This is a genomic window from Bacteroides faecis, from assembly GCF_020091505.1.
Taxonomy (GTDB): Bacteria; Bacteroidota; Bacteroidia; order Bacteroidales; family Bacteroidaceae; genus Bacteroides; species Bacteroides faecis.
The window spans coordinates 5,740,321-5,765,391 of sequence record NZ_CP081916.1 but is presented as its reverse complement, the minus strand read 5'-3'; the positions used below and the strand labels follow the sequence as shown (position 1 = coordinate 5,765,391).

The window sequence follows — 25,071 nt, the reverse complement described above, 5'->3', positions numbered from 1 at the left end:
GCCTGACAGTTGGCTGACTTATGGCTTTACCAACGTGCTATGTTCCCTTGTGGGGTTTTCCCCTCCGGTTAGCGGTTGTTAATAGGCATTCTAAACACTTGCCCAGTCGCTTGCCAAAGCGACATTCGTCAAATTCCCTTTTACGGGCGCACAAGATACTCTTCGCCCGAAACTTCTGTCGCATATACCGCGCTCTGTGTGCCGCCCAGTCCTATCCAGACCTCTTTATAAAGTCGGTTCGCCGCATTGGCAAGGTTGATCGAGAGTATCTGGCTGCGTTCCTTGTCCGTCAGGCCGAGCAGGTTCTGTATCTGGTCGAATTTATTTTGATACTTCCGCTGGTCGAGCAGTATCTTGCAGTCCGAGTTGTTGATAATCGTCTCTTTCACAACGGGGGAAGAGATAATATCGTCCACTTCCTGCGTCACCACAACCGCCTCTCCGTAAAACTTTCTGACCGTCTTAAGTAGGCTAAGCACCCAGCGCCTTATCATATTTCTATGGTAGGTTTCCAAATGCTCGCCCCCGAACCGGACTTACACCTCTCAGCGTATCCGGCTCTCCACTAATTTCAGTCTATCTTTCCGTCATGTATCTTCTTGTGACAACTTCTGCATACGGCAATCGTCTTGCGTTTGCGTGCAATCATGTGTCGTTCCCAGCCTTCTTTACCCTGTAAGTTCTTTAACTTCCTTACATGGTGCATAACAAGGTCATCTGTTGCTCCACATAATTCACACACACAGGCTTTCAACCTTTCAACAAGACTTGTCCGCCCCGCTGTGTAAATTGTTCGTGGCATAATGTCACATTCTGATTTATAGGTAGGTTTCTTTCGTTTGAAACCACCATCGTAAAAGTATCTTTCCTTTACACCAGCTTTCGTCATGTGTTTTACGATAAACCTACCGTTCTTACGGTATTTCTTGTTTATCTTACGTGTGCAACTTTTATATTTGCCTGCAAACGTTTTGTACATGCTGTATTCCATGATGTACTTGAAATTATTCAAAGCATGGGCGCAGTTGTTGGCTATGGAGTAGTAATTGTAAAAACCTACAATTTCCCGATTATAACTGTCAAGGATTTCAAGGTCATCATTGAATATCAATCCCGGTTTACATTTCGGTTTCCATATTTCCTTTCCGTTGCGGTTCGTTATTTCCAATACTCCCCAATCGAAAAGTTTCTTACGGACAGTTTCCATATTGACATTCAGGCAAACCCTTTTACCATAGGTTCTTCTCAGTCTCCCTATTTTATCCCGTCTTTGTTCATTGGACTTTCTTACAGTGATTTCATATCCAAGAAATTTGGCAGGTCTTTCCGTGTGGGTGACAAGCGTTTTCTCATCGGATAACTCTAACGTCAGTCTGTCAGCGAGAAAGTTTTTAATATCTTCTTTTATCTGCTGTGCATCCTTTTTGCTTCCAATAATTCCCACAAGAAAATCATCCGCATATCTCGCATACTTTATTCTTCTGTAATTAGTGTCCATTTCTTCACCGTTAGGATATTTAGCCCGTCCTTGTTCTATTGCTTTTAGTTCAAGGATTAACTTTGCCCTTTGCTTTTCGTCTTTTACGGACTTCAATCTTCGCACAATACGTTTTTTCGCGTTGCTAAAGTCCATGCTTTCTCTACTGAATTTTCGCTTCTTCCCCTTATCGAACTTGACAGTGTATTCCTTTATATACTTATCCAGCTTGTCAAGATAGATATTAGCCAGTATTGGGCTAATGATACCTCCTTGCGGTGTGCCACTGTAAGTATTATGGAATTGCCATTCTTCAATATATCCCGCTTTCAAGAACTTGCGTACCAAACGTATAAAACGTTCATCCGTAATGCGCTCCTTGAGGATATTTATCAGTGTATCATGGTTTATGTTATCGAAAAAGCCTTTTATGTCTCCCTCTACAAACCATTTTGCACCGTTAAACTCCTTTTGGATATGGGCTAATGCAGTATGGCAGCTTCGATTGGGACGGAACCCATGCGAGGTGTATTCAAAATTCCCCTCGTATATGGCTTCCAATACCATTCTTACTACTTCTTGTATCAGCTTGTCATTAAAAGTCGGTACGCCAAGAGGACGTTTCTTACCGTTTTTCTTCGGTATGTACACTCTTCTTGACGGTTGGGGCTGGTACGTTTCATCTTTTAGCGTACCAATCAACCTTTCAATTCGTTTCAGGCTCATGTTGTCAATAGTTTGACCGTCCGAACCTTTAGTCATGTTACCCTCTTTGGCATAAATGCGCTGATAGGCAACGTAAAACATTTCCTCATTGAACAAAATCCTGTAAAGACGTTCAAACTTGTAGCTTGAATTCTTACTGTGTTCTGATAGACTGTTTAATACTCTTTCTGGACTTCTCATAATGTCTCTCACATTTTCCTTTAATTGTATTAATAATTAGCTGCTTCCCTTCGCCATGTGCAAGACGTTACCTTGCTCAAACTACTATGGAAGCTCCGTTACCACTCCGAATTTTCATAGGTCGAACCTAATAGCCTTTCGGCACTTCGTGATAGGTAATCCCCGTTTATCACATCGTAACTATTGGCATGATAGATTGTCGGATACGACTTCCGTCCTTTACTCGCTTACTGCGGTTGTGTCGTGATAAGTTCTTGCTACATTCATACCTGTACACTGAAGTAGTATCACGATATGGCGATTGATAGTTACCTTACGCCATAGCCTAAAGGGGAACCACTCGGACTATCGTTCAATCAATGCGGATTTTATCCTCCTATCTATCTTTTCATCTCGCCATTCAGTCGCAGTTCGGTAACTAACTGACTTATGACTTTTCCGACATGCTACACTCCCTGCTCGGTTAAGTTTTCCCGAAAACAGATAAGTCGGCTGATGATAGGTTGTTTTCAAAGAACACTTTCCTAATCTCCTGCCAAAGAGATGTTTACGATGCAACCTTTACGGGCGCACACAAATATTTTATATAAGAAGCCATACCTTCCTTGGCGATTGCCTTTCATGCTTCCTTAATCAATATCATCTTACGGATACCCTGCAAACGTCGCATTTTATTTATAAACGTCTCCATAATGATAATCGTGACCACCGGAAAAAGGATGGGATTATCTTTCACTACATCCAGCTCGAATACGATAAATCGTTTGTTGAGCAAATCAAGTTCCTTGTCCGAGTTCAGCAGATAGCCGTATTCACCGTTCTTGTAATAGGGTTCCAGTACGTTCAGAAAACCGTCCACATCGAAATCCTTCTCCCGCACATTTTTGTCAGCCAGCACCTTGCGGTAGTCCTTCTTCACAAAGTCATAGAACGAGTTGAAGTTCGGTTTTATCTTCCGGTTCTTCTTTATCTTCTCGATATACAGGCTGACCGCATTCGAGAGTGCCACCTCTTCCGAACGGCGGGGCGGTTCGTCCTCCCTTTTCCAAAGAGTGAGTATCAATGTCTTGATACTGTCCCGTTTCTCGATGTCATACTGGTAGTCCTCGGTGAAAAACGGATTGAAAGAAATCGGGTCATTTTCCTTGTATGTAAAATAAATTCCGTCGTCCCCTCCGGTCTTCTGATGTATCAGGTCGCAAAGTCCCTTGTACGAATTACCGGTATCCACCAATAGGATATGGGTTCCTTGTTCCCAGTACTGTCTTACAAGATGGTTGGTAAAGAAACTCTTTCCGCTGCCGCTGGGGCCGAGTATGAACTTATTCCGGTTAGTCACCACCCCTTTCTTCATGGGCAAGTCCGATATGTCAAGGAAGACGGGTTTTCCCGTCAGCCTGTCCACCATGCGGATACCGAAGGGAGAGAGCGAGTTCCGGTAACACGTCTCAGCCGTAAAGAAGCAGAGCGCCTGCCCGGTGAAGGTGTAGAATGTTTCTTCGGCCGGAAAGTCCGCCTCGTTTCCCGGTATGCCCGCCCAATAGAGAGCCGGAAGGTCGGTCGTGTTGTGGTGCGGAGTGCATTCCATCAATGCCAGTGCGCTGCCCACGTCGTTCTTCACCCGCCAGAGTTCATCCCCGTTTTCCGCCCATGCGATGATGTTGCAATGGCAACGCACGGACTGCAATCCATTGGTATACGCCTCATTCAGGTATTCGTCCAGCCACTCCTTGTTTATCTGGTTGCTGCGGCTGTACCGGGAAAGCGACTGCATGTTCTTGGCCGCCTTCTCAAAACGGAAAAGGTTCTCGTTGCTGTCGTCTATGAATATCCACTGGTTGTAGATATGGTCGCAGGGCAGCATCACGCCCACGGGGGCGGCATAACTCAGGCGGCAGTCCGAGCGGTCGGTCGATAGGCGTTCGTACCGCCCGTCCGTCCTCACTTTACCCGGAAGGTCGTCAAGGTCGGAAAGTGTATGCAGGCAGAGACGCTTGTCACCGATACGCATCCCGTCCGGGTTCAGCTGCATGTCCTGCAACATGGTGGTTCCATCTGCCGAGAGCGTGAGGTATCTTTCGATAATGCCCGGTTCGTTTTCCGTTCCCGTAATCTCTTCCGTGGTCAGCCGCTCCAGCCTGATAAGCCCGCTGTCATTAATGATACTTTCAAACTGTCCCACCGCTTCCATGAAACGCTCCACCGTTTCCTTGTCCCTGATTTCCTTCGGCACCAGAAAACCACGGCAGAGCGTGTTCCAGTTGCTTTGCTGCCGGGAGCGTTCTTTGGTGGTCTTGGTAAGGAACAGATAGCAGGTGTGGTGCAGGTAGGGCCGTTCGTTGAAATGCCGCTCGAAACTGCGGGAGAGGAAACTCAGTTCGTCCCGGCGGATGTCAGGCTCGTATTTCTCCGTGATAAAAATATCCTGCTTGTGCAGGATTGAATAGTTCGGCAATACCTTGATTGCCTTCGCTCATGTGGCGTGCATCGCCTCATATTCTGCGGAGGATACCGAAAACACTTCCGGCAGTGTGACCCGGAAAGCGATCGTGATGTCAGCGTCCTTGCTGACGATGCAGCCGTGTTCCACCGCCATAATGGGAAACTTGCTTTCAAGTGTGGATGCTTTTAATATACTTCTCATAATTTACGATTGTTGTTTGTTAATCAGACGTGTGATACGTTTTCGTGAGAGGATTCTCCGGGGATGCTGCCGGGCCGCGAACAGTTTCATTAGCCCGTGGCTGCCGTATTTGCGGTTCAGCGTGAAGGTCAGCCATACCAGTACGGTAGCCGCCGACACCCCGAAACCGATACAGATTCACTGCCTGACACCTGCCATATACAGGATGACGAACATCACGAATACGGCAAGCAGGCCGGCGGCGAAAACAAACAGGTATTGTGCCCGGAGTCCTTTAAACTCCACTTCACGCCCCACACCTTTATTTATTTCAAAATCAGCCATAAGTTACTACCTTTCCTACGTTTTTAGAGGAAGAATGACCTCAGGATGGTGGCGGCGACTATCAGAAAGATGCAGGCCCCGAACCAGCTACTGGCAGTTTTACTTGTATCGGGGTCGCCCGAACTGAACTTCTGATAGACCTTAACTCCGCCCACGAGGCCGATTACCGCACCGATTGCATAAATCAGTTTTGTGCCGGGATCAAAGTAGCTTGTCACCATCTGGGTGGCCTCTGTGATACCAGCAGAGCCATTTCCCTGTGCCATTGCCATACTTGCTGCCGCAACAACGGCCAGCATCATAATCAATCTTTTCTTTTTCATTTATTTCCGTGATTTTTAAGTGGATAAAAAGCCACGGACCGCCCTCTTTCACTATCCCCATAAGGCAGCCCGCAGCCGTTTATGTTTTTATTGATTCAGGGGGTAAGTTCCGGCCGGAAATCAGCCGGAGTCATAATATGCCATTTGCATCGTCACTTGATTTGATGGTGAAACATTCTTATTAATTCTCTCTTGAAAGCGGAATGCGAATCATCCCGAATCGTAATATCCCTTCGTTCTCATTGTCTTTAATTTAATTATCAGTTTATTTCAGATATTCCCCGCATTTGAATCCTTTGCGGGGTGTATAGTCCTCAAAGGAAGAGGACTTGAACAGCCACATCCGGTTCGCCCATCGGGCAAGGTCACGCTCGTACCGCGTAGGTGTCCGTTCATTCCCATAATCCCGGAAAGGAATCACAAAGGGAGTAATCCCCAGTTCCCTAAGTACGTTTAACCGGAACAAGTCCTGCTGTACAGTCGAATTGAATCCTATCAGCACGTAGCAGGTAATCTTGTAGGGCTTCACATACTTGACCATCTCCTTCAAACGGTCTGTCAAATCAAGATGCGGCAAATCCCACGCAATATGAATGTTCTGTTTCATTTTCAGTCTGTTCAGATGCCAGGCTTGTTCCTCATCCATTATTCTGACGTCCACACCGTGCAGTTTCACGGGTTGCCGGGCTTTTAGCAGATAATCCACCGCCGACCTTCACTGCGGGTTGGCAAAGAAATTGTTGTCCAATACCTCAATCCATTTCCCTTCAGGGTTCAGTTCCACCGGCTCTACCGCCTGAATATACCCTTCTTTCTCGCGGACGAGGCAGAAAGGGCATTTACGGATACAGCCTCTTGAAAAGAACTGGAGGGAAAAGGGGTATTCGGGGTAAATGGAGTAATCCATCATCCGGCTGTGTTCCACAGCTTCGGGAAGCCTGCCGGCAATATCATATCCGGTTCCGCCCCTGACCACTTCTTTTGTGTCCAGCATGTTGTAATCATAGTCCGGCGTGAAAGTGAACACCTTGCTTGCCAGTACCTTGTCATACCGCCCTGCCGTTGCCGCTCATTCCACTTGATGTCCTTTTGCCTTGTAATAAGCCGAAAGGCGCATCAGCGCAAAATTGGGGAAGTTATGTCCGTCCACATCTACCAGTCCTATATTCATACGGATAAGATTTAATGGTGAATAGTTCTTGTTGCCTTGCCGGGTGAATGCCGCAAGCGGTCTGTCATCCCGAATCGTAATAGCCTTTTGTCATAGCCATGCTGTTTTATAAGTAAGTTACTTCAGGAATTGTCTCTTCTTGGTGGAAATGTCCCCTTATCAGACGGGAACATCAATTTATCATCCCGAATCGAAATAAGTCATATACATGCTTTGTCGGTTTATTCAGTCATTCATGCCATAGCGAATCTCTCTTTACAATGATACGGGCAATCAACCCGTATCAAAATAACCTCTTGCCATCGTTACCTCCTTCTTTAATTGATTAGTCACTGTCCGGAACAGCCTCGCTCAAATGTTCGGCTTCATCCAGAAATTTACTGATACGGCTGTCACTGCCATTGATACTTTCCAGTATCGAGTGTTCAATCCGCGTATCCTTTATATGGTGGATAGCCCTCAGAAGAGCCAGCCGTTTGTTCGTGGGAATCTCCTTGCCGTTACATAAGTCAATAATCAGGTCAATCTCTTCCGGCCCTATGCCGGTTGCGCCACCCTGATAATCGTCACGGCCACAGTTCAAATCTTCCAGTTCCTCATTCAGTTCGTCCGTATCCACGTCGTCACTGTTTTCAGTCCGTTCCTCTTTATCCTCAAGCCTGCCGGAACTGTCGGCTCCGGAAGCCCGCCACTCTTCCACACGCTTGTCCCGGAACAGTTCCGGTATGCGTTCCGGCGGCACTTGTACTGCCTTTTGTGACGCTGTTTCCTCGTTTCCGTCAGCAAATGTAGAGGCATTTTCTTTACCCGCAATAGCCCCGGAACCGGTGGCGTTTGTTGGCGGCTGTTGGCGTGTCCCGTAGCTTTTAGTAACGACAAGGCTGTCCGTTTCAGGCTGTTTTTGAGATGGAATTTCCATATTCCTGCTTTCCGCCTTTTCCTTGACTTCCGCCTTTTCTTTACCCTTCACTTCTGGTTTTACCTTGTCCCTCACTTCTGATTTCACAGCCGGGATGTCCCTCTTTTCAGCTTCGCGCACTATCGGACTCTCTTTCTTTTCCGTTTTTCCTTTCGTGCGTTTGCGTCCTTTCTTCGGTTCCTCTTTCGTCGGGTCGAACCATCCGGCAACGCCCCGCAACGCTTTTGCCATGCGGCGGCGTGCCTTCCCGAAGCAAATCTCGCCAAGCTGTCCTCTAAAAAGAAACTTGTCCATGAACAGATAGGCGAACAGCAGCCAGAACAGAACGATTCCGGCTTCATAGTAACCTGATTGTATATCCATAACCTAAAATATTTTGTTATAACTTTTTTGGAGGTAGGTCTTCACCTCTTCCGAATGTTTCTCGAAATGTTCCTTCAACACATTGTCTATATAGTTGCCGACCGTCAGCTGCCGTTTTCCCGCAATTCCGACAATAACTGATATTTTCTGGTGCAGTTCCTTGTCGATATATACCCCCTGTCTGCCTTCGCATTTATAGGATGTGAGAAATTTACGGATGAAGTCGGTCAGTGCCGTGCGTATCGTTTTCGGTGACGGCTTTTCCGTCACCACTTCCGAAAAACCGGTATCATCCGTAGCGGAAACACCTTTCACTGTTTCGTTCACGCGGTCATCCGCTTTTCCTTTTTCATCGGATAAGGCGGTTTCTCTATTTTCACCACTCTCTCCAGTCAGAGAAGATGTCGGAGATAAGGAAAGCTCCGAAGGAACGCCGGCCATCAGGCTGCGCAGGTACGCTTCATCCACCGGATTTTGTCCGCTTGTTTTCTTCGCCATGACTATTCGGTTTTAAGTATAGATATGATCTCATCCATAAACGTATCGAAACCGCATTCTTTGGTGAATGCCGCATCGGGAGCGAAGAGCGTACTCCGGTAAACGGGGCCGCCCGTAGCGGACAAGTCCTTTGTGAAGTTGCTGCGCACGGGAATGCGTGTTTTCAGGCAGTCCAATCCCAACAGGGAGAAGCCTTGTTGATACACATCATACAACGTGGTACGTTCCCTGCGGTCAACCATGTTCCAGAACAGATGAAGACTTTTCAAAGCGGACACACCGGTTTTTATCAGCCGATCATTAATGGTGGTTGCAAAGTTCAGTGTGCTCTCCAATACAAGGCGGTCTGCCTTGATTGGCACGAACAGATGATCGAGCGCACTGATTGCTGCGATTACCCCGTCGCTGCCCATAGTTCCGGGCAGGTCGAACAGTACAATATCATAGGGTATATCCGCCTTTTCTTCAAATGCCCTTCAGTCCGTCATGCAATTGGCCGGAGTGCTTCCGATGACCGGATAAGCCTTTTTCTTCAACCGCCCGGCCTGCTCTACCAGGAGGTTCTGATAAACGGGTGTGGTCTTCACCACTTCCATATCCCGTTTTTTCTGTTTGATGATTGAGTGCTGCGGATAGTCACAATCCACCACGGCCACATTCAACCCTTTCACATAGTGCAGTCATGATGCCGCATAAATGGTAAATGTTGATTTACCTACGCCACCTTTCTGGGTAGCGAACGAAACGAATACTGTTTTCTTTCTCTTTTCCATTGTTACTAATTTAAGTAAGTGAATAATCTGATTTATTGATAGCTAAGCAGATAGAAATCTGTCCACTTGTCCGTTTTGTTTGATAGCCGGATAGCTATGTAGCTACAAAGCTATCTGTCTATTCAGCTATATACTTATATAGCTACCCAATTATATAGCTATGTATCTATTCAGCTATTTAGCTATCCGGCTGTTTATATAAGCATCCGGATAATAATCCGTTTGCCTGTTCATCTATCCGAATATCTGTTTATCTGAATATCCGTCTGTTTGTCTATCCATCTTTATATATGTATAAGCGGATAAGCAGCCTTATGAATGCTTGTCTGAAAACATACTTAATCAAATGGCTGTCCAGATAGAAAACTGCCCGGATAGCTATTCGGATAAGCGTCTTTTTATCTATCCGGATAAATAGCTGAATAACTATCCGGCTGCAAATAAACCTCAAAAAGAGCATCCGTGAAGTATCCGTGATTTCAAAGTCATTTATTGGCGGCTGTTGGCGTGATGCCTGATAATGCCATACCGAAAAAACTGTCTACCTTTGTCGCCGGGAGAGCGCAGCCCGTTCTCGAAAGAGAACGTCAGACAAATCCTTCAGACCTATAATCCGGCTCAGCCGGATTTTAATATGCGTCAGCATATAGCGAGGTGTACTTTGAGGCCCTCACTTAAAGTTCAGGCCCTCAAAGTCTCGCCCGAAAGGTCTTTCGGGGGCGGCGGTTCTCCCAAGTCGAACCTTCTAAAATATTCATGTTATGAAGAGAAAAATGCTTGTCAGCAATGAAGCGGGGCACAAAGTGCTTGCTGATCCACGGGTGTATCGCCACTCTGTGCGGTTGAACAGTGAGGAAAATGAAAAATTCCTCACGATGTTTGAACAATCCGGTATGAAGAACAAGGCCGAATTTATCTTCGCCCGTATCTTCGGTTGAGAGTTCAAGGTAGTGAAGATTGATAAGGAAGCGCAGGAATACTACGCCCAGCTCACCGCTTTCTATCAGCAGTTCCGACGCATAGGCAACAACTACAACCAATGTGTAAAGACTATCCATACCATTTACGGGGAGAAGAAATCGCTTGCGTTTCTCTACAAACTCGCCGAAGAAACCCGTAAACTGGAAGAAGTATGCAGGCAGGTTATCGAACTTACAAAGCGGTACGAAAAGGAGTATCTTACTAAAAAGGAATAACGTCATGGTACCGAATATCACATCGGGCAGTTCGTTCTACGGAGTGATTGCCTATAATAAAATAAAGGTGGACGACGGTACGGCAAAGGTATTGTGACATCCGAAAATAGCGGCGGACACTTCCGGCAATGTGCCGATTGAAAATTGCGTGCAGGCTTTCGAGCCTTATATCGCACTCAACTCGCACGTCAGGAAACCGGTTATCCACATCTCCCTGAATCCATCCCCGAAAGACATTCTTTCAAAAGAACAAATGACCGTATTGGCGCAGGAGTTCATGGAAAAGTTCGGTTACGGGAACCAGCCCTATATCGTATGGCTACACGAAGACATAGACCGCAAACACATGCACATCGTTTCGGTACGCATCAACGAGAAGGGAGAAAAGATAGACCACAACCGGGAGGCTATCCGGGCACAGAATATCTGTCGGGATATGGAAGTGAAGTATGGCCTTCATCCCACACTCGGAGAACACTGTGAAAGGGAATTACTATCCTTGCAAAAAGTGGATTATCCGAAAGGTGACGTGAAAGCGCAGGTGAAGCATACCGCCCGTACCTTGCTGGAATGTTACAACTGCCATTCGCTTGCCGAATACAACACCCTTCTGAATCTGTATAATGTCACTGTTTACGAAGTCAGGGGAAACGTGGACGGAAAGGAATATCACGGCATCATGTACGGAGCTTTGGACGATGACGGGCAGCAGGTGGGAACGCCTTTCAAGTCCAGCAAGTTCGGAAAGGTATTCGGTTATGAAGCCCTGCAAAAGAAGTTTGCCGCTTCTGCCGAAAAGGTGAAAAGGAACAACCTTACCGAAAGGGCACGGCAAGAAATAGTCAAAGCCATGCAGGACATAAGTACGAAAGAAGCGTTTGCCCGCAAGCTGAAAGATGCGGATATAGAGGTGGTTTACCGTATCAATCCCGAAGGACGCCTGTACGGTATCACTTTCATAGACCATACCAACCGGACAATGTTCAACGGCTCGCGTTTGGGCAAAGCCTTTTCAGCCAATGTATTCAACGAACTGTTCAACAATCCGGATGCGGACCGTACAAGGTTGATACCGTCACCGGAGCAGGATACGCCCCGGAAGGAACGGGAAACGGATGCGGAAAAAAGACAGGAAAGGGAGGAATACCGGCAGCAGGAAAATCGAGGCAACTATCAGAGTGAACCGTCCGGCAGTCTGATTGATACGTCCGCACTCGGTGCCATTGACATTTTCTCCGTACTCATGGAAGATGACCATACGCACGAGTACATCGATCCGGCCTTCCGCTTCGGGCGCAAGAAAAAGAAGAAGCGCAGGCGCAAGTTATAATATAATAATGTATAGAAAAAGAAGTCTAATTTTAATAGTTACAATTATGCAGAATGAAGATGATTTAAGAGGTCTTGCCAAAGTCACGGACTTTATGCGGGCCATCAGTTTTTTATTTTTGGCGATACACATCTATTGGTTTTGTTACGGCTGGCTCCACGAAATGGGCTGAACGCTCGATATAGTGAATAAGATACTGTCCAATTTCCAGCGTACCACCGGATTGTTCTCGTCCCTTCTTTACACCAAACTGTTTTGTGTCCTCTTCCTCGGTCTGTCCTGCATGGGCAACAAGGGAGTAAAGAAGCATGAAATCACATGAAGGCAGATAATTATTGCGCCCATAGCGGGGGCTACACTCTTTTTCCTGAACTGGTGGTTGCTGTCCATTGACGCATCATCCGGCGTATGCGCCATACTTTATACCGCGACATTGGTCGGCGGCTTTTTTAGTCTGTTGGCATCGGGACTGTGGACAAGCCGTCTGTTGAAGAACAATTTATTAGAGGACGTTTTCAACCGGGAGAATGAATCATTCATGCAGGAAACACGCCTTATGGAAAACGAATATTCAGTCAATCTGCCGACCAAATTTTGGTATAGAGGGAAGACTTACAACGGATTTATCAACCTTGTTAATATTTTTCGGGCAACAATGGTATTAGGAACACCGGGCAGCGGCAAGTCCTATGCCATTGTCAACCAGTTTATCAAGCAGACAATCGAGAAGGGTTATGCGTTGTATATATATGATTTTAAGTTTGACGACCTGTCGGTTATCGCTTATAACCATCTGATTAAGTATAGACACCGTTATAAAATACCACCTAAATTTTATGTAATCAACTTCGACAATCCAAGAAAAAGCCACCGCTGTAATCCGCTGGCTCCCGAACTGATGACTGATATTTCGGATGCGTATGAATCCAGTTATACCATCATGTTGAACCTGAATAAAAGTTGGGTGCAAAAGCAGGGAGACTTCTTTGTAGAATCTCCAATTGTATTGTTTACGGCAATAATTTGGTTTTTGAAAATCTATGAAGGCGGCAAGTACTGTACGTTCCCCCATGCCATAGAACTGCTTAATAAAAGGTATGAAGACGTTTTTACTATCTTGACAAGTTATCCCGATTTGGAGAACTATCTAAGTCCGTTTATTGACGCATGGAAAGGTGGAGCGAGCGAACAGCTTCAGGTGCGCCCATAAGGGCATATAATAAATATAGCTTTGGCAAGCTATTAGGTTCGTGTTCTTTGAAATAATAACCTATCACCAGCCGACTTATCCATTCAACGAAAGACGATGGGGAGTGTAGCATGTCGGTAAAGCCACAAGTGGACTAACTGTCAAGTCTTGACCGAGTGGCGAGATGAAACGATAGATATGAGGATAAAACCTATACTGGTTGAACGATAGTCCAAGCGGCTCGATGGTTAAGCCTTAACGGAAGACAGTTACAAACGTTATGCTGTGATACCCAACTTCTCCTTGTAGGTCGATTGGGCAAAAGAACTTATCACAGAGCAACTACATAAATAGTAAAGGACGAAAGTCGTATCCGACAATCTATCAAGCCAAAAAGTTATTATATGTCTAAATGGGGATTGCCTAAGTGGGGTAACCCATATGGCAACAGAGCTTCCGTAGTAGTCCGAGCAAGGGAAAGCCTTGTACATGGCGAAGGGAAGCAGCCATTATCGTTTAATGTTAATTTTGGAAAATGTGAGAGACATGAAAAGAAATCCAGAAAAGATATTAAACAGTCTAACACAACATAGTTCCGACTTGGAGTACAAGTTCGAACGTTTGTATCGGATACTGTTTAATGAACAGATGTACTACATAGCCTACCAGCGCATATATGCCAAACAAGGCAATATGACCAAAGGAGTTGACGGAAAAACCGTTGACGGCTTCAGTATATCCCATATTGAACAGTTGATTGATACGCTCAAAAACGAGACGTATCAGCCTAAACCCTCACAGCGAGTTTACATTCCGAAGAAAAACGGAAAGATGAGACCGCTGGGTATTCCGTCATTTATGGATAAACTTCTGCAAGAGGTTATCAGAATGATTTTGGAAGCTATATATGAGGGCAGTTTTGAAAACACCTCACATGGTTTCAGACCACAACGAAGTCCTCAAACTGCACTCTCAAGTATTCAAAAGTCGTTCAATGGCACTAAGTGGTTTATCGAGGGAGACATTAAAGGCTTCTTCGACAACATAGACCATGAAGTATTGATAGCCATTCTCTCAGAAAGGATTTCCGATAACAGGTTTATCCGACTTATCAGAAAATTCCTGAATGCGGGATATGTTGAAGACTGGGTATTCCACAAATCATACAGTGGAACTCCGCAAGGTGGTATTATAAGCCCTATATTGGCGAACATATACCTTGACAAATTCGATAAGTATATCAAGGAGTACATCACAAAATTCGACAAGGGAAAAAGACGCAAGGATAATCCGATTGCAAAACAACTCGGACATCGTAAAGCCAAGTTAGTTGAAAAACTACGAAACACTGTTGATGAAACGAAACGTAAACAATTGTTTGCAAAAATTAGAGAAATAGTCAAAGAACGACTGAAATATCCTGCCGGTGATGAAATGGATGACAGTATCAAACGACTGAAATACATAAGATATGCAGATGATTTTCTAATTGGAGTAATCGGTAGCAAGCAAGATTGTATCCAAATCAAAGAGGACATAAAGCAATTTATGGCTGATAAATTGAAGTTGGAACTATCTGACGAAAAAACTCTGATTACCAATACAAGAAAACACGCTAAATTTCTTGGTTATGATGTCTTTGTGCGAAAATCCAATGATACACGCAGAGATAAGAACGGTCATTTGACAAGGTCGTTAGACCACAAGATAGTATTATATGTGACTACCGAAACAATGCGAAAGAAACTTCTTGAATATGATGCTGTTAAAATTACCAAGCAGAACGGGAAAGAAGTTTGGAAGCCAAAAGGTCGTCCATATATGAGATGTCTTGATGATTTGGAGATTATAAGTCAATATAACTCTGAAATCATGGGGTTCTACAACTATTACTCGATAGCAAACAACAGCCCCGTTATTGACTCTTTCTACAACATTATGGAGTATAGTATGTACAAGACATACGCCGCAAAATACACTACTTCCAAAAAGAAGATTATTGCGAAGTACAAGAAAAACGGTGTATTCTCCATACCATACACAAACAAGAAAGGGTATGAGGTCAGACGTGAGTTTTATGACAAAGGTTTCAAACGCAAGGAACTACCGAACCGTAATTTAGATGACAGATTACCTAACACAGTCGCTATAACGGGTGGCAGAAATGGATTGATTACAAGACTAAATGCACGTGTATGTGAAAACTGCGGTGCAACCGACAATCTTGAAATGCATCATGTTCGCAAACTCAAAGACTTGAAAGGTAAAAGTGATTGGGAAATAAAAATGATTTCCCGTAACCGTAAAACATTAGCAGTATGTTCAGTATGTCATCACAAAATACATTCGGGAAAGTTAGACTGAATGATAAGGTGGAGAGCCGTGTACGGGGAGACCTGTATGCACGGTTCGGAGGCGAGTGCTTGGAAACCTACCATTGTAACAAATGGAAAGGCGCCGGGTGCTTAGCCTATGGACAAATAGCAAGTGCTAAAATCCCGTTATCCAGATTGATAAGTCCGCAACTCTATTGGGTTATGTCCGGCAGTGACTTTACACTGGATATTAATAATCCCAAAGAACCGAAAGTTCTTTGTGTAGGTAATAATCCTGATAGAATTTCTATTTATGGTGCGGCATTGGGACTTTATAACTCCCGTATCGTCAAGCTAATAAACAAGAAGAAACAGCTGAAAAGTTGTGTGATTATCGACGAGTTGCCAACCATTTTCTTTAAAGGTCTGGATAATCTGATTGCCACGGCACGAAGCAACAAGGTAGCAGTTATGTTAGGATTTCAGGATTTCAGTCAATTAAAGCGCGATTACGGAGATAAGGAGGCCGCCGTTATCATGTCAACTGTGGGCAATGTTTTCAGTGGTCAGGTAGTCGGTGAAACAGCTAAAACGTTATCGGAAAGATTCGGGAAAATTCTACAAAAACGGGAATCCATGAGCATCAATCGCAGTGATACATCAACTTCTATCAATACCCAATTGGATAGTCTTATACCTGCAAGTAAAATCAGCACACTGTCACAAGGTATGTTTGTTGGAGCCGTAGCTGACAATTTTGGTGAAACAATAGACCAGAAAATCTTTCATGCACAGATTGTAGTGGATAATGAAGCTGTACAAAAGGAAACGGCAGCCTATCAGCCTATTCCCGAAATCAGCAGCTTTTTGGATGAGAACGGTAATGATACAATGAAAGAACAGATACAAACGAACTACTGGCAAATTAAACAGGATATTGTGGAGTTGGTGGAAAGGGAGTTGATTCGAATTGAAAATGACCCGAAGCTTAAGCATTTATTAAATAATTAAGTGTTAATAGAGGCTGTCAATGCAGCCTCTATTTTCGTTTAATAAATATAACTAAATCATATAATTATATTGTTTGTAAACTTGTTGAATTATAAAAAACATCAAAGCATTTCTCTCATAAATTCATATAAAAAGCGGGCACTAGCATAAGCACATGTTGTATGATGGTTATCTCCTTTTTTAGAATCAGCAAAGTCTGAAACTCCTTTAATCCATAATGCTTTTTTATCAAGAGTGTGAGCTGTTAAATACAAAGCGAATCCTTCCATATCAAGAGCTTGTAATTTACGTTCATCTTGTTTCAAGGCATTTACAATTGTTTCAGATGTCATAACGAAGGGGCCACATACGGTCTTTGCTATTCTAAAAGAAATATTATCTCGCTCTGCTTTCAAATTCATATCATGAACATTGTCATTAATGCGAGTTACATATTCGCGATTTGCAATAAATTCAGATACTTTTGCTACTAAAGAATGATTCGTTGCTATTTGATTAATTTCTTTAAGTAATCGAATATTTCCATCTGCATCTTCTTTTATTTTTCCCGAAGCATAATCATGAATAGATTCAGCTATAACAATATCATCTAAACGCAAATCGTCATTTTCAATACCGGCAGTCAATCCTGTCATGAATAATGTATCAACATGAAATATATTGTACATTACAGTAGACAAAATACTAGTGGCACAAACACCAGGTTTATCAGCACAAGCCGTAATTATACGTAATTCATGAAATTTACGAGTAGATAGAGTTGCGGTTTTGAAACAATATGGAAGTCCTTCAATTGACAAATCATGCCACTCCAATTTAGAAAAAGCTTTTATCATTTGCTGATATTCCTTACTTAAAGCACATATTATAGCGACATCATACTTATTCTTGCTTTCTATAGCTTCTTTCATCGTTTTTTTAAACTGCCCCAATTGAAGTATTTTAGATTTCAACATCTTTCGCCAATAGGTTTCCGTTCGTGAGTAAAAAAGCAAATACCATAATTTGTCTTTAAAATCCTTTTGCTGTTGGGAAAATTCCTCTTCATATTCTGTAAGACCTATTATCTGAATAGGAACTTTTATACTTTGATTTTCATAAATTTCGTTCAAATACTCAGCTCCGGCAGTACGATTTGCATCCTCCCCGTCATGTTCAGGCATAACCATATCAAGGATTAATAAGTCATAAGTTTTTTTTTGCATCTTGGTTCGGCCTGCAACTAAAGAATGAGCTACTTCTACCACTATTTCTCCATTTTGGAATATAGGAAATATTTCACTTTTGAGAGACTCTATTTTATCACTAGAGTCATCCATAATCAGTATTTCTATCATAATAAAATTGTTTTTATTTGTCTTTTAAGATGTTCTTTCCAATCAGATTTTTGAGATGAATAAAACACATATGATTTGTAATTTTGAGGATATTTAGATTTTAACTCTTCATCAAAGGCAGAAAGTTCTTTTCTGCCAAATACATTATACATGGTTACAACTATAACAGGTGTAGGAATGTTTCTTAAAAACATGCCTTCTAAAATATATTGACCTGCTGAAGGCTCAGGTTGTCCTCCACTTGCATCTGCTGTCAAATCGTATGTAGACATAGACATATCTAACAATATAAGAGCATATTCTTCATAATTATCATAAATTTCTTCTTGTGCAGAATTATAAGAAGTACGCCATTCTACATCCATAAAAGGAAATTCTGTATTTAAAAATATCTTTATATTTTTGGCTTTTTCTTCATAATCCTCCACCAATAGTATCTTCAGCATATTTTATCATATTTTTTAAATTGAATAATATATCTATAAAACACTTTCCAGCTGTAGCTTCAATTTTGAATGAATTTTGAATGTTATTAAAATCATATTTAATAATATTCATTGCTTTAACTAAACCGCTTCCTCCTTCTTTTTGAAGAAGATTGATCGCTTGTTCTTTCTCCTCAAATAATTGATTCAACTCATCCTCGTTCGCATTTTCTGGTAATTCATTTTCAAAATGAAAATGCATAATATCATTATCTATGACAGCTGTGTGAAGTATAAATTGATGTAATGGTTCTTTTCTGCTATACTCAAGCATATTACTAAAGATAATACTAAGCAAATCAAACATTGATGCGCTAAATTCTGATCGAATTAATATTTGGGCAGAAGTTAAATCTCCTTGTAATTCCCAATCAATATCTGGTACGTATTTAGCAGTAGATTCAAGTACCATCTTTATATAATCAGATAAAACAAAGTCTTCAAATTTTGTCTCTTGTCTATAAAACCAATTTTCAACTTTTACGAGTTTGGCTGTTAATTCTTCACGGGCATTTTTAATGGCTTCACACAAGTCTCTATGTAAATGATTCTGTTCTGATAAAGACTCTATATTAGATTCTAAATGTTGTAGATGTTCAAAAAATTTAGGTTTCAAATCATTTTTTATTTTATCTCTAATTATTTCTAATTTTTTTTCTGTTATTTCCCAAAGATAAGCCATTACTTGTAATGAAAATTCATCCACACTCTGTGTCTTTGATTCTATATCTAATAGTCGACTACAAATTTCATCGGTTGATATAATATAATTAAACTCTCCTAAATCCTCTTCTTTTAATTTAATTTGAATAACAGATTCCTTAAAAGAACTAATCAATGTATCAACTTCCATTGAAAATTTAGATAAATGCTTCGCTAAAATTTCATTATATTTAAGATCAAGACTATACTCTTTGCGCCAATAATCTGTTACAACATAGCTATTATTTTCAGTATTTAGTATCAAATTCAATCTTTCCAAGCCAGAACGTAATTCTCCTTCAAATATTCCATGTCGAATACGCGTGCTAATATACGTTCCAAGTCCAAATCGACTTTTTAAAAATGCATATCTTATGATATCAAATAACTGAATTGCCACTTCAGCAATTGCATTGTCAGAATAGGATACCGCATGTTTAATTATGTCCGATGAAGATGAATCTTCTGTAGTAGTAAAATCACTAACTACTAAATAAACTCTATTAGATTTAACAAGGACTGCTTGTTTCTTAAAACGTTCATAAAGATCATCAATATTAAGTTCATATTTTAAAACAGCGTCCTCGTTGACATAAATTTTACTATCATCCATTTTCTTCATCCCACGATATGCTATTAACTCATGCATTAATTCGGTACAGATATCAGAATAGTTTCGATTTTGTGGAAACATAGTTCTTAAAAACGTCACTATTTTTAATTTTTCATCAAGAACTTCAATGGTGCTTTTTAGTTTATAATAATGAAATAATATGTCATCGGTTAATAGGGTTAGAAAAAATATTTCTACTTTTTCTGGTTGCTTGCGTTTAAATACAGTAGTCAATTCTGAGGGATATGTTACACCTTCGTATTTGCAGTAATTTTGAAGAACAAATTCTTTTTGTGGATAGTTTTCTGCATTCAAAAAAATAAAAATTAAGAAATCTATGTCATTACTTAATCCTTCATATCTTGACTGCTTAATTTCTTTCATAAATTTTCGTGTGTCAATCTTTGCCACAAAGGCTTTATTATCAATATACTGTTCTACATAAAAATGTACAGCTTTTTGCCTATAGTCGGGTCCTAATTGACTAAGGGATAGGAAACCATATTCTACTGCCGTTTGAGCAGTCGGAATATAACCTTTATTGCCGGCAAGTATATTTTTCCATTGTTCAAATGCGCCAACATAATCAGCATTATCATATGTGATTTTCGCATTATCGACATTACGTATATACGCAACAACATTAGACTCCTCAGTGATGACTTTTTGTATACGACGCCTTTGATATTCAACTACTTCCGATTTAGGTATTTTACTCTCACCATAATTCAAATATTCGATTTTCTGAAAATCATCATTATATATATTAGTAAAGTAAGGATCAAACTGAATTAGTGAAAAAAGTTTGAGTATATGACTTCTCTTCTCATTTTGTTCTTCTTTAATAAAATAATCTAATCCAGCAGCAATTCTTAACCCGTAAAGATTTTTATTTAATTGATAAAGTCTATCTAAGTATGAATCATTATCTTTTTCTGTCATTGAAAGAAATATATAAAGAGCCATTTGATTAATAGGCGCATCTGTATTAGAACAAATAGGGCTATATCCATTATGCAAGAAAAGAAGGGCACGACTATACAATTTGATAATATCAAAATTTGACGGATTATGCTGTATGTATATTTTGCATAAATCGACTACTTCTCTATATCTACCTGTATAATATTTATCTAAAATTTCGATAAAATCAAATTCAAAATACGAATCAGGTACAGACTCCAAGCTGTCCATTATTAAAAAAGGTGTTAGCTGTTTATCCGAAGATATCTTGTAAAGTCTTTTTGCAAATTTGATTATAGTATCTATCTTTTTAGGTTCTTTGATATAATATGATCGAAGTACATATAATAATAAAATATATCTATCTACAACTGAATTCAACCCTTCCATAATAAGAGTGACTGATAAATCATCAATATCAAAATGTTGATAATAGTTCAATCTGAATAAATAATAGTTATATCTATCATTTTGAAAATCAGTCCTGTTTTTTTTATATCTTGAATATAAAGCACTATCATATTCATATGCGGCAATTTTTCGCTGACTTCTATTAAAAAGACTGGATAATATAGCTGTAACAAAGCCTATTTTATCTTCTTTCTTGCTTTGGTTTACATCACTAACAATACTGATACATTTCTCTAAATTATCTTGATAACCGGATATTGTTAGTTTCATTTCATAATACCATACAGAATACCCTAATTGCTTTAAGGAACTATTAAGATATTTTTCAGCCGTAAGGTAATCACCAACAAGAATAGAACGTTCTACTTCATCCCTCATTTGTACGAAATATAACAATTGTTCTTTGTATGGCTTTAGCTCATGCAAAATCCAATTAATTTCATTATCTAACGACTCAGGTTTAAAGAAATAACAATTTCCTCCAACACCTAATTCTTCTATAGTCTTCGGAAGGACATTGCCCCATATTATTTTTTTCATGTATGGAACTGATTTAAAAAGACGCGGAAGAACTCTACAAATAGCAAGATTATTATTGCTATTTTTAAGCTTAGCTGCCATCCTAGCTATATCTCTTTTTTCTCCTTTTTGTGCAAGAAAATTTGATATTATCTGATAGTCTTGTATCTTATTTTTCATACTTTATATTTTTTGAGCAATAATGCCTTCTACTTAGTTAAAAACAAAGCTTTAGAGCCTTATAGTAGCTTCAAACATACAAAGATAAGAATTAATTGAATAATGAGCAAAGAATGTTTTAATTTATAGAGCTACAAATGAATGTGTTACATATTCTCCATCTTATTCAGTGATAATGTCTATTACATTGAAGTGTTTAATAAAAAAGATTAGAGTAATTAATAATAATATGTGCAATCCAAGACCCAAACAGTTATTCTCCGATGACGTCCGTTTAAACAACAAAAGCAGCAACCTGCTTATTGTTAAAGACGACCACAAGTGCAAACCACAACTTATCGAGAGGAAGGAGAAACAGCTCGCCACCTGGGCTCATGCAAAATGAGATTTAGCGAGAGCAAACTTTCCATTGACTAATCTGCAAACTGTTATCCATACAATATACCCGATTCGCATGAAGCCAATCAGATACATCTTTTTAATCATTCATTCCCAACTTATTAAACAAAGTGCACGTATGAGCAAGAAAAGAAACAATATAAGAGAACTGCCACATTTTGTGACAGTTCTCTTCCTTTTTTAAAATGATAACCACCCCATATTGGTGGGCGACAAGTTTTTGATAACGGTACGTGCTGACGATACGATTAATACTTACGAGTGTATGATACGGGGTGGTTTTCCCGTTGCACAAATATTGGAGCTGGCAAACGCCGTTCTTTATCAAGACATGCGTTTCTCCAAACCTGATACTGTCTTTGAAGTCGTCTCGGAATGGTTACCCAAAGTGGAGCTACGTCAGCGCACCTTTTTCTGCCTGAAAGTATAGATACCCATCAAGGTCGTTTTGGGGAAATATCCCATAGAGATAATTCGGACACAACCTCTTCTCATTTCCAACACACACGCCATTTCCCGCTAGATACCGCCAACCATTCCTGACCTTTACAAATATGCATCAATTTGTCTTTTAATATCATACATTCGCACCGACGGGCTAAAGTTTACCCGGTATTGATTAATTATTGTATCACTTAAATTATTGATTTTATGGCTAAGAAAAAGCAAGAACAACAAGAACAGAGTCAGGACGAGCATGTAATGGCCATCCTTGACAAGCGAACGAACAAAACCGCAGTCGTTTCCAAAATGAACGAGCAGGACGGCAGTCTCGAAATCGTGCCACCCGACAAGAAGAACAGCAGCAGCTTCCTCAAACTGGACCGTACCTCACCGCTGGAACTGTTCTTCACCAATTTCAAGAACCAGTACGAAAATCCCACAAGTTTCAGTTTCTTCCTGATACCTCTCGCCTTATTGGACAAGACGCTGAATGCCGTAGTTCAGATCCGAAAAGGGGAAGACCCCGGAGTGGAAGACAAAAAACTGGTGGAGAACAGCGAACTCAACGATGAAGGACGTATCGCCAAACTTGCCCGCCGGTATAAGTTCGATGAACACCAGCTCCCGTGGAAAGAACTTGCCGCATTGGGAGTTGACAAGCAACTCTTGTTTGATAACCACTGTATGGGTGAGATGCTAAAAGGAAGAATTACCTCTATGGCTTTCCCCATCAGTAAGGAAGTGAACGGTGAAAAGAAGGATATGGGGGAAGCCTGTTTCCTCTGCGTCAAAGGGGAGGACGGCAAGGTGCAACTGAAAACTTTAAGCAGGCTTGACAAACCGCAGTACGACCTGCCTGCCTATAAAGGAGTGTTCACGGACGAGGAAAAGCAGTCGCTTAAAGACACCGGAACTTTGGGGGCAATCAAGGAGATGAAGGATACCCATACAGGAACCGTCTGTAACTGTTATGTATCTTTCCATGAACCGAGCAACCGTATCATTACCATGCCCGTGGATGCCATCAAGATACCCGATTATATCTACGGGAAAAGGCTGGATGACAAACAGAAGCAAATCCTTGCGTCAGGAGGCCGGCTTTCCATCAACGACATACAGCGCAAAAACGATACGCTGCTTTCCGGGGTTGCTTTCGTCGATCCGAGAATAATGGACATCGCATTCAAGCAGTCTGGTGAACAACTGAAGGTCAACGACACTATCATGGGTGCCAAAATCACGCCTGAGCAAAAGAAGATGCTCCAGAACCATGAAATGGTGTTCGTTGAGAATATGCGCTACAAAGGCAGGGTATTTTCCGATGATGTACGTTTCAGCAACAAGAGCAACCAACTGCTGATAGGACGCAATGCCCGTGAATACAAACCGAAGTTGGATGAACCGAAAAAGGGCAAACAACAAGAGACCAGGCAGACACCCCGGCATGCTACTGCCTTCAAGCCTAAAGGCAAGAAAAATAGTTTTTCTGTCGCATAGCCGACAGGGAACCGGCTTACTCTATTATATACCCGATTGTCGTTATGGATGTCGGGTATATATTTAATGTATCATCTAATAACTTAATAATTATGGAATTGAAAAAACAAAAGAATACCCAACCTTCTCCGGGGTATTCCGAATATAAATCCTTTTATAAATCAGTCGGAGGAAATGAAGGAGAAAAATGTAATTATCCGACACGTTTAGACCTTTATGGGAAAGGCTGTTATCATGATTGTTCCTATTGCTATGCAAAATCCTTGTTGAATTTTCGCAAACTATGAGATGCGGAACATCCGGCAGTCTCAGATATTGACAAGGTGTTAAAAGTTATCCGTAAAATTCCATCCGATTCCATTGTCAGGCTTGGAGGTATGACCGATTGTTTCCAGCCCATTGAAAGCCGCTGTCATATAACCTATGAGGCTATAAAAGAACTGAACAAACAAGGTATCGGCTATCTGATAGTCACCAAGTCATCAATGGTGGCGGATGATAAATATATCAGATTAATGGATAAAAAACTTGCACATATCCAAATATCCATAACAACGATGGACGATGACCTGTCACGGACATATGAAAGGGCCTGCGTGCCGTCACAAAGAATAAATGCGCTTGAAAAATTACAGCAATGTAATTTTGACGTATCTTTAAGATTATCACCTTTTATTCCGCAATACATAGATTTCAAGAAATTGAATACAATCAAATGTGACAAAATATTAGTAGAATTTCTACGAGTGAATACCTGAATAAAACAATGGTTCAATATTGACTATTCAGAATATACTTTCAAACAAAGTGGTTATCAGCACCTGCCGCTTGAACTGAAGATTAAATACCTCGGACAAATCAGCGGATTTAAGCAGTTGACTGTTTGTGAAGATGTGACGGAACATTACGAATACTGGAAAAACAAAATAAATCCGAATCCCCTTGATTGTTGCAATCTCAGCAAAAGATAACCTTAATATAGGTATGTTTCCCACGGCACATTGCTGTAACCCCCGGAAGCTACGCAAGCTCCACTTCCGCAGGTTACAGCAAAGAGCCGCTTTTTAGGAACGGACAAAGGC

General features: G+C 41.3%; 18 protein-coding genes and 5 pseudogenes. 8 read left to right on the top strand and 15 right to left on the bottom strand.

Annotated features, from left to right (window positions below; all coding sequences use genetic code 11):
- Positions 1 to 140 precede the first annotated feature (140 nt).
- The 12 genes and pseudogenes from K6V30_RS22890 to K6V30_RS25245 form a co-directional block, all read right to left on the bottom strand.
- Positions 141 to 494: a TraG/VirB4 family ATPase gene (locus K6V30_RS22890; RefSeq protein ID WP_083312272.1), complete on the bottom strand. Its 354-nt coding sequence runs from the start codon at positions 492 to 494 to the stop codon at positions 141 to 143.
- Between the two features lie 77 nt (positions 495 to 571).
- Positions 572 to 2,383: a reverse transcriptase/maturase family protein gene (locus K6V30_RS22885; protein ID WP_070612347.1), complete on the bottom strand. Its 1,812-nt coding sequence runs from the start codon at positions 2,381 to 2,383 to the stop codon at positions 572 to 574.
- A 547-nt stretch (positions 2,384 to 2,930) separates the two neighbouring features.
- Positions 2,931 to 5,027 (bottom strand): annotated as a pseudogene (locus K6V30_RS22880) (TraG family conjugative transposon ATPase).
- A gap of 3 nt (positions 5,028 to 5,030) precedes the next feature.
- Positions 5,031 to 5,351, bottom strand: a pseudogene (locus K6V30_RS22870) (DUF4133 domain-containing protein).
- Between the two features lie 23 nt (positions 5,352 to 5,374).
- The gene (locus K6V30_RS22865) at positions 5,375 to 5,674 is read right to left on the bottom strand and encodes a DUF4134 domain-containing protein (protein ID WP_070612342.1); all 300 of its coding nucleotides are present in this window, start codon (positions 5,672 to 5,674) and stop codon (positions 5,375 to 5,377) included.
- Positions 5,675 to 5,939: 265 nt separating this feature from the next.
- Positions 5,940 to 6,320: a hypothetical protein gene (locus tag K6V30_RS22860; protein WP_070612340.1), complete on the bottom strand. Its 381-nt coding sequence runs from the start codon at positions 6,318 to 6,320 to the stop codon at positions 5,940 to 5,942.
- A gap of 69 nt (positions 6,321 to 6,389) precedes the next feature.
- Positions 6,390 to 6,668, bottom strand: a complete 279-nt coding sequence (locus tag K6V30_RS22855; protein ID WP_070612356.1) for a hypothetical protein — start codon at positions 6,666 to 6,668, stop codon at positions 6,390 to 6,392.
- 502 nt (positions 6,669 to 7,170) lie between these two features.
- Complete coding sequence (locus K6V30_RS22850; RefSeq protein ID WP_070612338.1) at positions 7,171 to 8,127, bottom strand: hypothetical protein; 957 nt, start codon at positions 8,125 to 8,127, stop codon at positions 7,171 to 7,173.
- Between the two features lie 3 nt (positions 8,128 to 8,130).
- Positions 8,131 to 8,625, bottom strand: coding sequence for a DUF3408 domain-containing protein (locus K6V30_RS22845; RefSeq protein ID WP_070612336.1), 495 nt, complete (start codon positions 8,623 to 8,625; stop codon positions 8,131 to 8,133).
- A gap of 2 nt (positions 8,626 to 8,627) precedes the next feature.
- On the bottom strand, positions 8,628 to 9,038 hold the full coding sequence (locus K6V30_RS22840; protein WP_070612334.1) for a ParA family protein: 411 nt from the start codon (positions 9,036 to 9,038) through the stop codon (positions 8,628 to 8,630).
- A 63-nt stretch (positions 9,039 to 9,101) separates the two neighbouring features.
- Positions 9,102 to 9,281, bottom strand: coding sequence for a conjugal transfer protein TraA (locus K6V30_RS22835; RefSeq protein ID WP_224207207.1), 180 nt, complete (start codon positions 9,279 to 9,281; stop codon positions 9,102 to 9,104).
- 24 nt (positions 9,282 to 9,305) lie between these two features.
- Entirely contained in the window at positions 9,306 to 9,398 is a 93-nt protein-coding gene (locus K6V30_RS25245) for a ParA family protein (protein WP_141758138.1), read from the bottom strand.
- Between the two features lie 761 nt (positions 9,399 to 10,159).
- On the opposite strand from K6V30_RS25245, the pseudogene mobA reads away from it, so the two are divergent.
- The 5 genes and pseudogenes from mobA to K6V30_RS22810 all read left to right on the top strand — a co-directional run.
- Positions 10,160 to 10,594 (top strand): annotated as a pseudogene (mobA, locus tag K6V30_RS22830) (conjugal transfer protein MobA).
- 148 nt (positions 10,595 to 10,742) lie between these two features.
- On the top strand, positions 10,743 to 11,924 hold the full coding sequence (mobB, locus tag K6V30_RS22825) for a conjugal transfer protein MobB (protein WP_070612353.1): 1,182 nt from the start codon (positions 10,743 to 10,745) through the stop codon (positions 11,922 to 11,924).
- Between the two features lie 46 nt (positions 11,925 to 11,970).
- Positions 11,971 to 13,122, top strand: a pseudogene (locus K6V30_RS22820) (YWFCY domain-containing protein); the annotation flags it as partial.
- 537 nt (positions 13,123 to 13,659) lie between these two features.
- Entirely contained in the window at positions 13,660 to 15,477 is a 1,818-nt protein-coding gene (locus K6V30_RS22815) for a reverse transcriptase domain-containing protein (RefSeq protein ID WP_070612349.1), read from the top strand.
- Between the two features lie 107 nt (positions 15,478 to 15,584).
- Positions 15,585 to 16,439, top strand: a pseudogene (locus K6V30_RS22810) (TraM recognition domain-containing protein); the annotation flags it as partial.
- A 101-nt stretch (positions 16,440 to 16,540) separates the two neighbouring features.
- On the opposite strand, the gene K6V30_RS22805 reads toward K6V30_RS22810, so the two are convergent.
- The 3 genes from K6V30_RS22805 to K6V30_RS22795 are packed head-to-tail and all read right to left on the bottom strand — an operon-like array spanning position 16,541 to position 21,649.
- Positions 16,541 to 17,776 carry a phosphorylase family protein gene (locus K6V30_RS22805; protein ID WP_070612333.1) on the bottom strand — a complete coding sequence of 412 codons (1,236 nt, stop codon included), beginning with the start codon at positions 17,774 to 17,776 and terminating at the stop codon, positions 16,541 to 16,543.
- The gene (locus K6V30_RS22800; protein ID WP_070612331.1) at positions 17,773 to 18,222 is read right to left on the bottom strand and encodes a response regulator; all 450 of its coding nucleotides are present in this window, start codon (positions 18,220 to 18,222) and stop codon (positions 17,773 to 17,775) included. Before K6V30_RS22800 ends, K6V30_RS22805 begins: the two co-directional genes overlap by 4 nt.
- Positions 18,191 to 21,649, bottom strand: a complete 3,459-nt coding sequence (locus K6V30_RS22795; protein WP_070612329.1) for a hypothetical protein — start codon at positions 21,647 to 21,649, stop codon at positions 18,191 to 18,193. The genes K6V30_RS22800 and K6V30_RS22795 overlap by 32 nt, the downstream gene beginning before the upstream one ends.
- Before the next feature lie 598 nt (positions 21,650 to 22,247).
- Between K6V30_RS22795 and K6V30_RS22790 the strand changes: the two genes are divergently transcribed.
- From K6V30_RS22790 to K6V30_RS22780, 3 genes are all read left to right on the top strand, one after another.
- Positions 22,248 to 22,478, top strand: a complete 231-nt coding sequence (locus tag K6V30_RS22790; protein ID WP_083312268.1) for a DUF1896 family protein — start codon at positions 22,248 to 22,250, stop codon at positions 22,476 to 22,478.
- A 221-nt stretch (positions 22,479 to 22,699) separates the two neighbouring features.
- On the top strand, positions 22,700 to 23,989 hold the full coding sequence (locus K6V30_RS22785) for a DUF3945 domain-containing protein (RefSeq protein WP_070612325.1): 1,290 nt from the start codon (positions 22,700 to 22,702) through the stop codon (positions 23,987 to 23,989).
- A 323-nt stretch (positions 23,990 to 24,312) separates the two neighbouring features.
- Positions 24,313 to 24,747, top strand: a complete 435-nt coding sequence (locus tag K6V30_RS22780) for a radical SAM family protein (RefSeq protein ID WP_210401107.1) — start codon at positions 24,313 to 24,315, stop codon at positions 24,745 to 24,747.
- The last annotated feature ends 324 nt before the right edge of the window (positions 24,748 to 25,071 follow it).

Excerpts from the sequence above, each read along its gene's own strand:
- K6V30_RS22890 (WP_083312272.1), bottom strand. The coding sequence starts at position 494 with ATGATAAGGCGCTGGGTGCTTAGCCTACTTAAGACGGTCAGAAAGTTT.
- K6V30_RS22885 (WP_070612347.1), bottom strand. The coding sequence starts at position 2,383 with ATGAGAAGTCCAGAAAGAGTATTAAACAGTCTATCAGAACACAGTAAG.
- K6V30_RS22865 (WP_070612342.1), bottom strand. The coding sequence starts at position 5,674 with ATGAAAAAGAAAAGATTGATTATGATGCTGGCCGTTGTTGCGGCAGCA.
- K6V30_RS22860 (WP_070612340.1), bottom strand. The coding sequence starts at position 6,320 with ATGGATGAGGAACAAGCCTGGCATCTGAACAGACTGAAAATGAAACAG.
- K6V30_RS22855 (WP_070612356.1), bottom strand. The coding sequence starts at position 6,668 with ATGCTGGACACAAAAGAAGTGGTCAGGGGCGGAACCGGATATGATATT.
- K6V30_RS22850 (WP_070612338.1), bottom strand. The coding sequence starts at position 8,127 with ATGGATATACAATCAGGTTACTATGAAGCCGGAATCGTTCTGTTCTGG.
- K6V30_RS22845 (WP_070612336.1), bottom strand. The coding sequence starts at position 8,625 with ATGGCGAAGAAAACAAGCGGACAAAATCCGGTGGATGAAGCGTACCTG.
- K6V30_RS22840 (WP_070612334.1), bottom strand. The coding sequence starts at position 9,038 with ATGGGCAGCGACGGGGTAATCGCAGCAATCAGTGCGCTCGATCATCTG.
- K6V30_RS25245 (WP_141758138.1), bottom strand. The coding sequence starts at position 9,398 with ATGGAAAAGAGAAAGAAAACAGTATTCGTTTCGTTCGCTACCCAGAAA.
- K6V30_RS22815 (WP_070612349.1), top strand. The coding sequence starts at position 13,660 with ATGAAAAGAAATCCAGAAAAGATATTAAACAGTCTAACACAACATAGT.
- K6V30_RS22805 (WP_070612333.1), bottom strand. The coding sequence starts at position 17,776 with ATGATAGAAATACTGATTATGGATGACTCTAGTGATAAAATAGAGTCT.
- K6V30_RS22800 (WP_070612331.1), bottom strand. The coding sequence starts at position 18,222 with ATGCTGAAGATACTATTGGTGGAGGATTATGAAGAAAAAGCCAAAAAT.
- K6V30_RS22795 (WP_070612329.1), bottom strand. The coding sequence starts at position 21,649 with ATGAAAAATAAGATACAAGACTATCAGATAATATCAAATTTTCTTGCA.
- K6V30_RS22785 (WP_070612325.1), top strand. The coding sequence starts at position 22,700 with ATGGCTAAGAAAAAGCAAGAACAACAAGAACAGAGTCAGGACGAGCAT.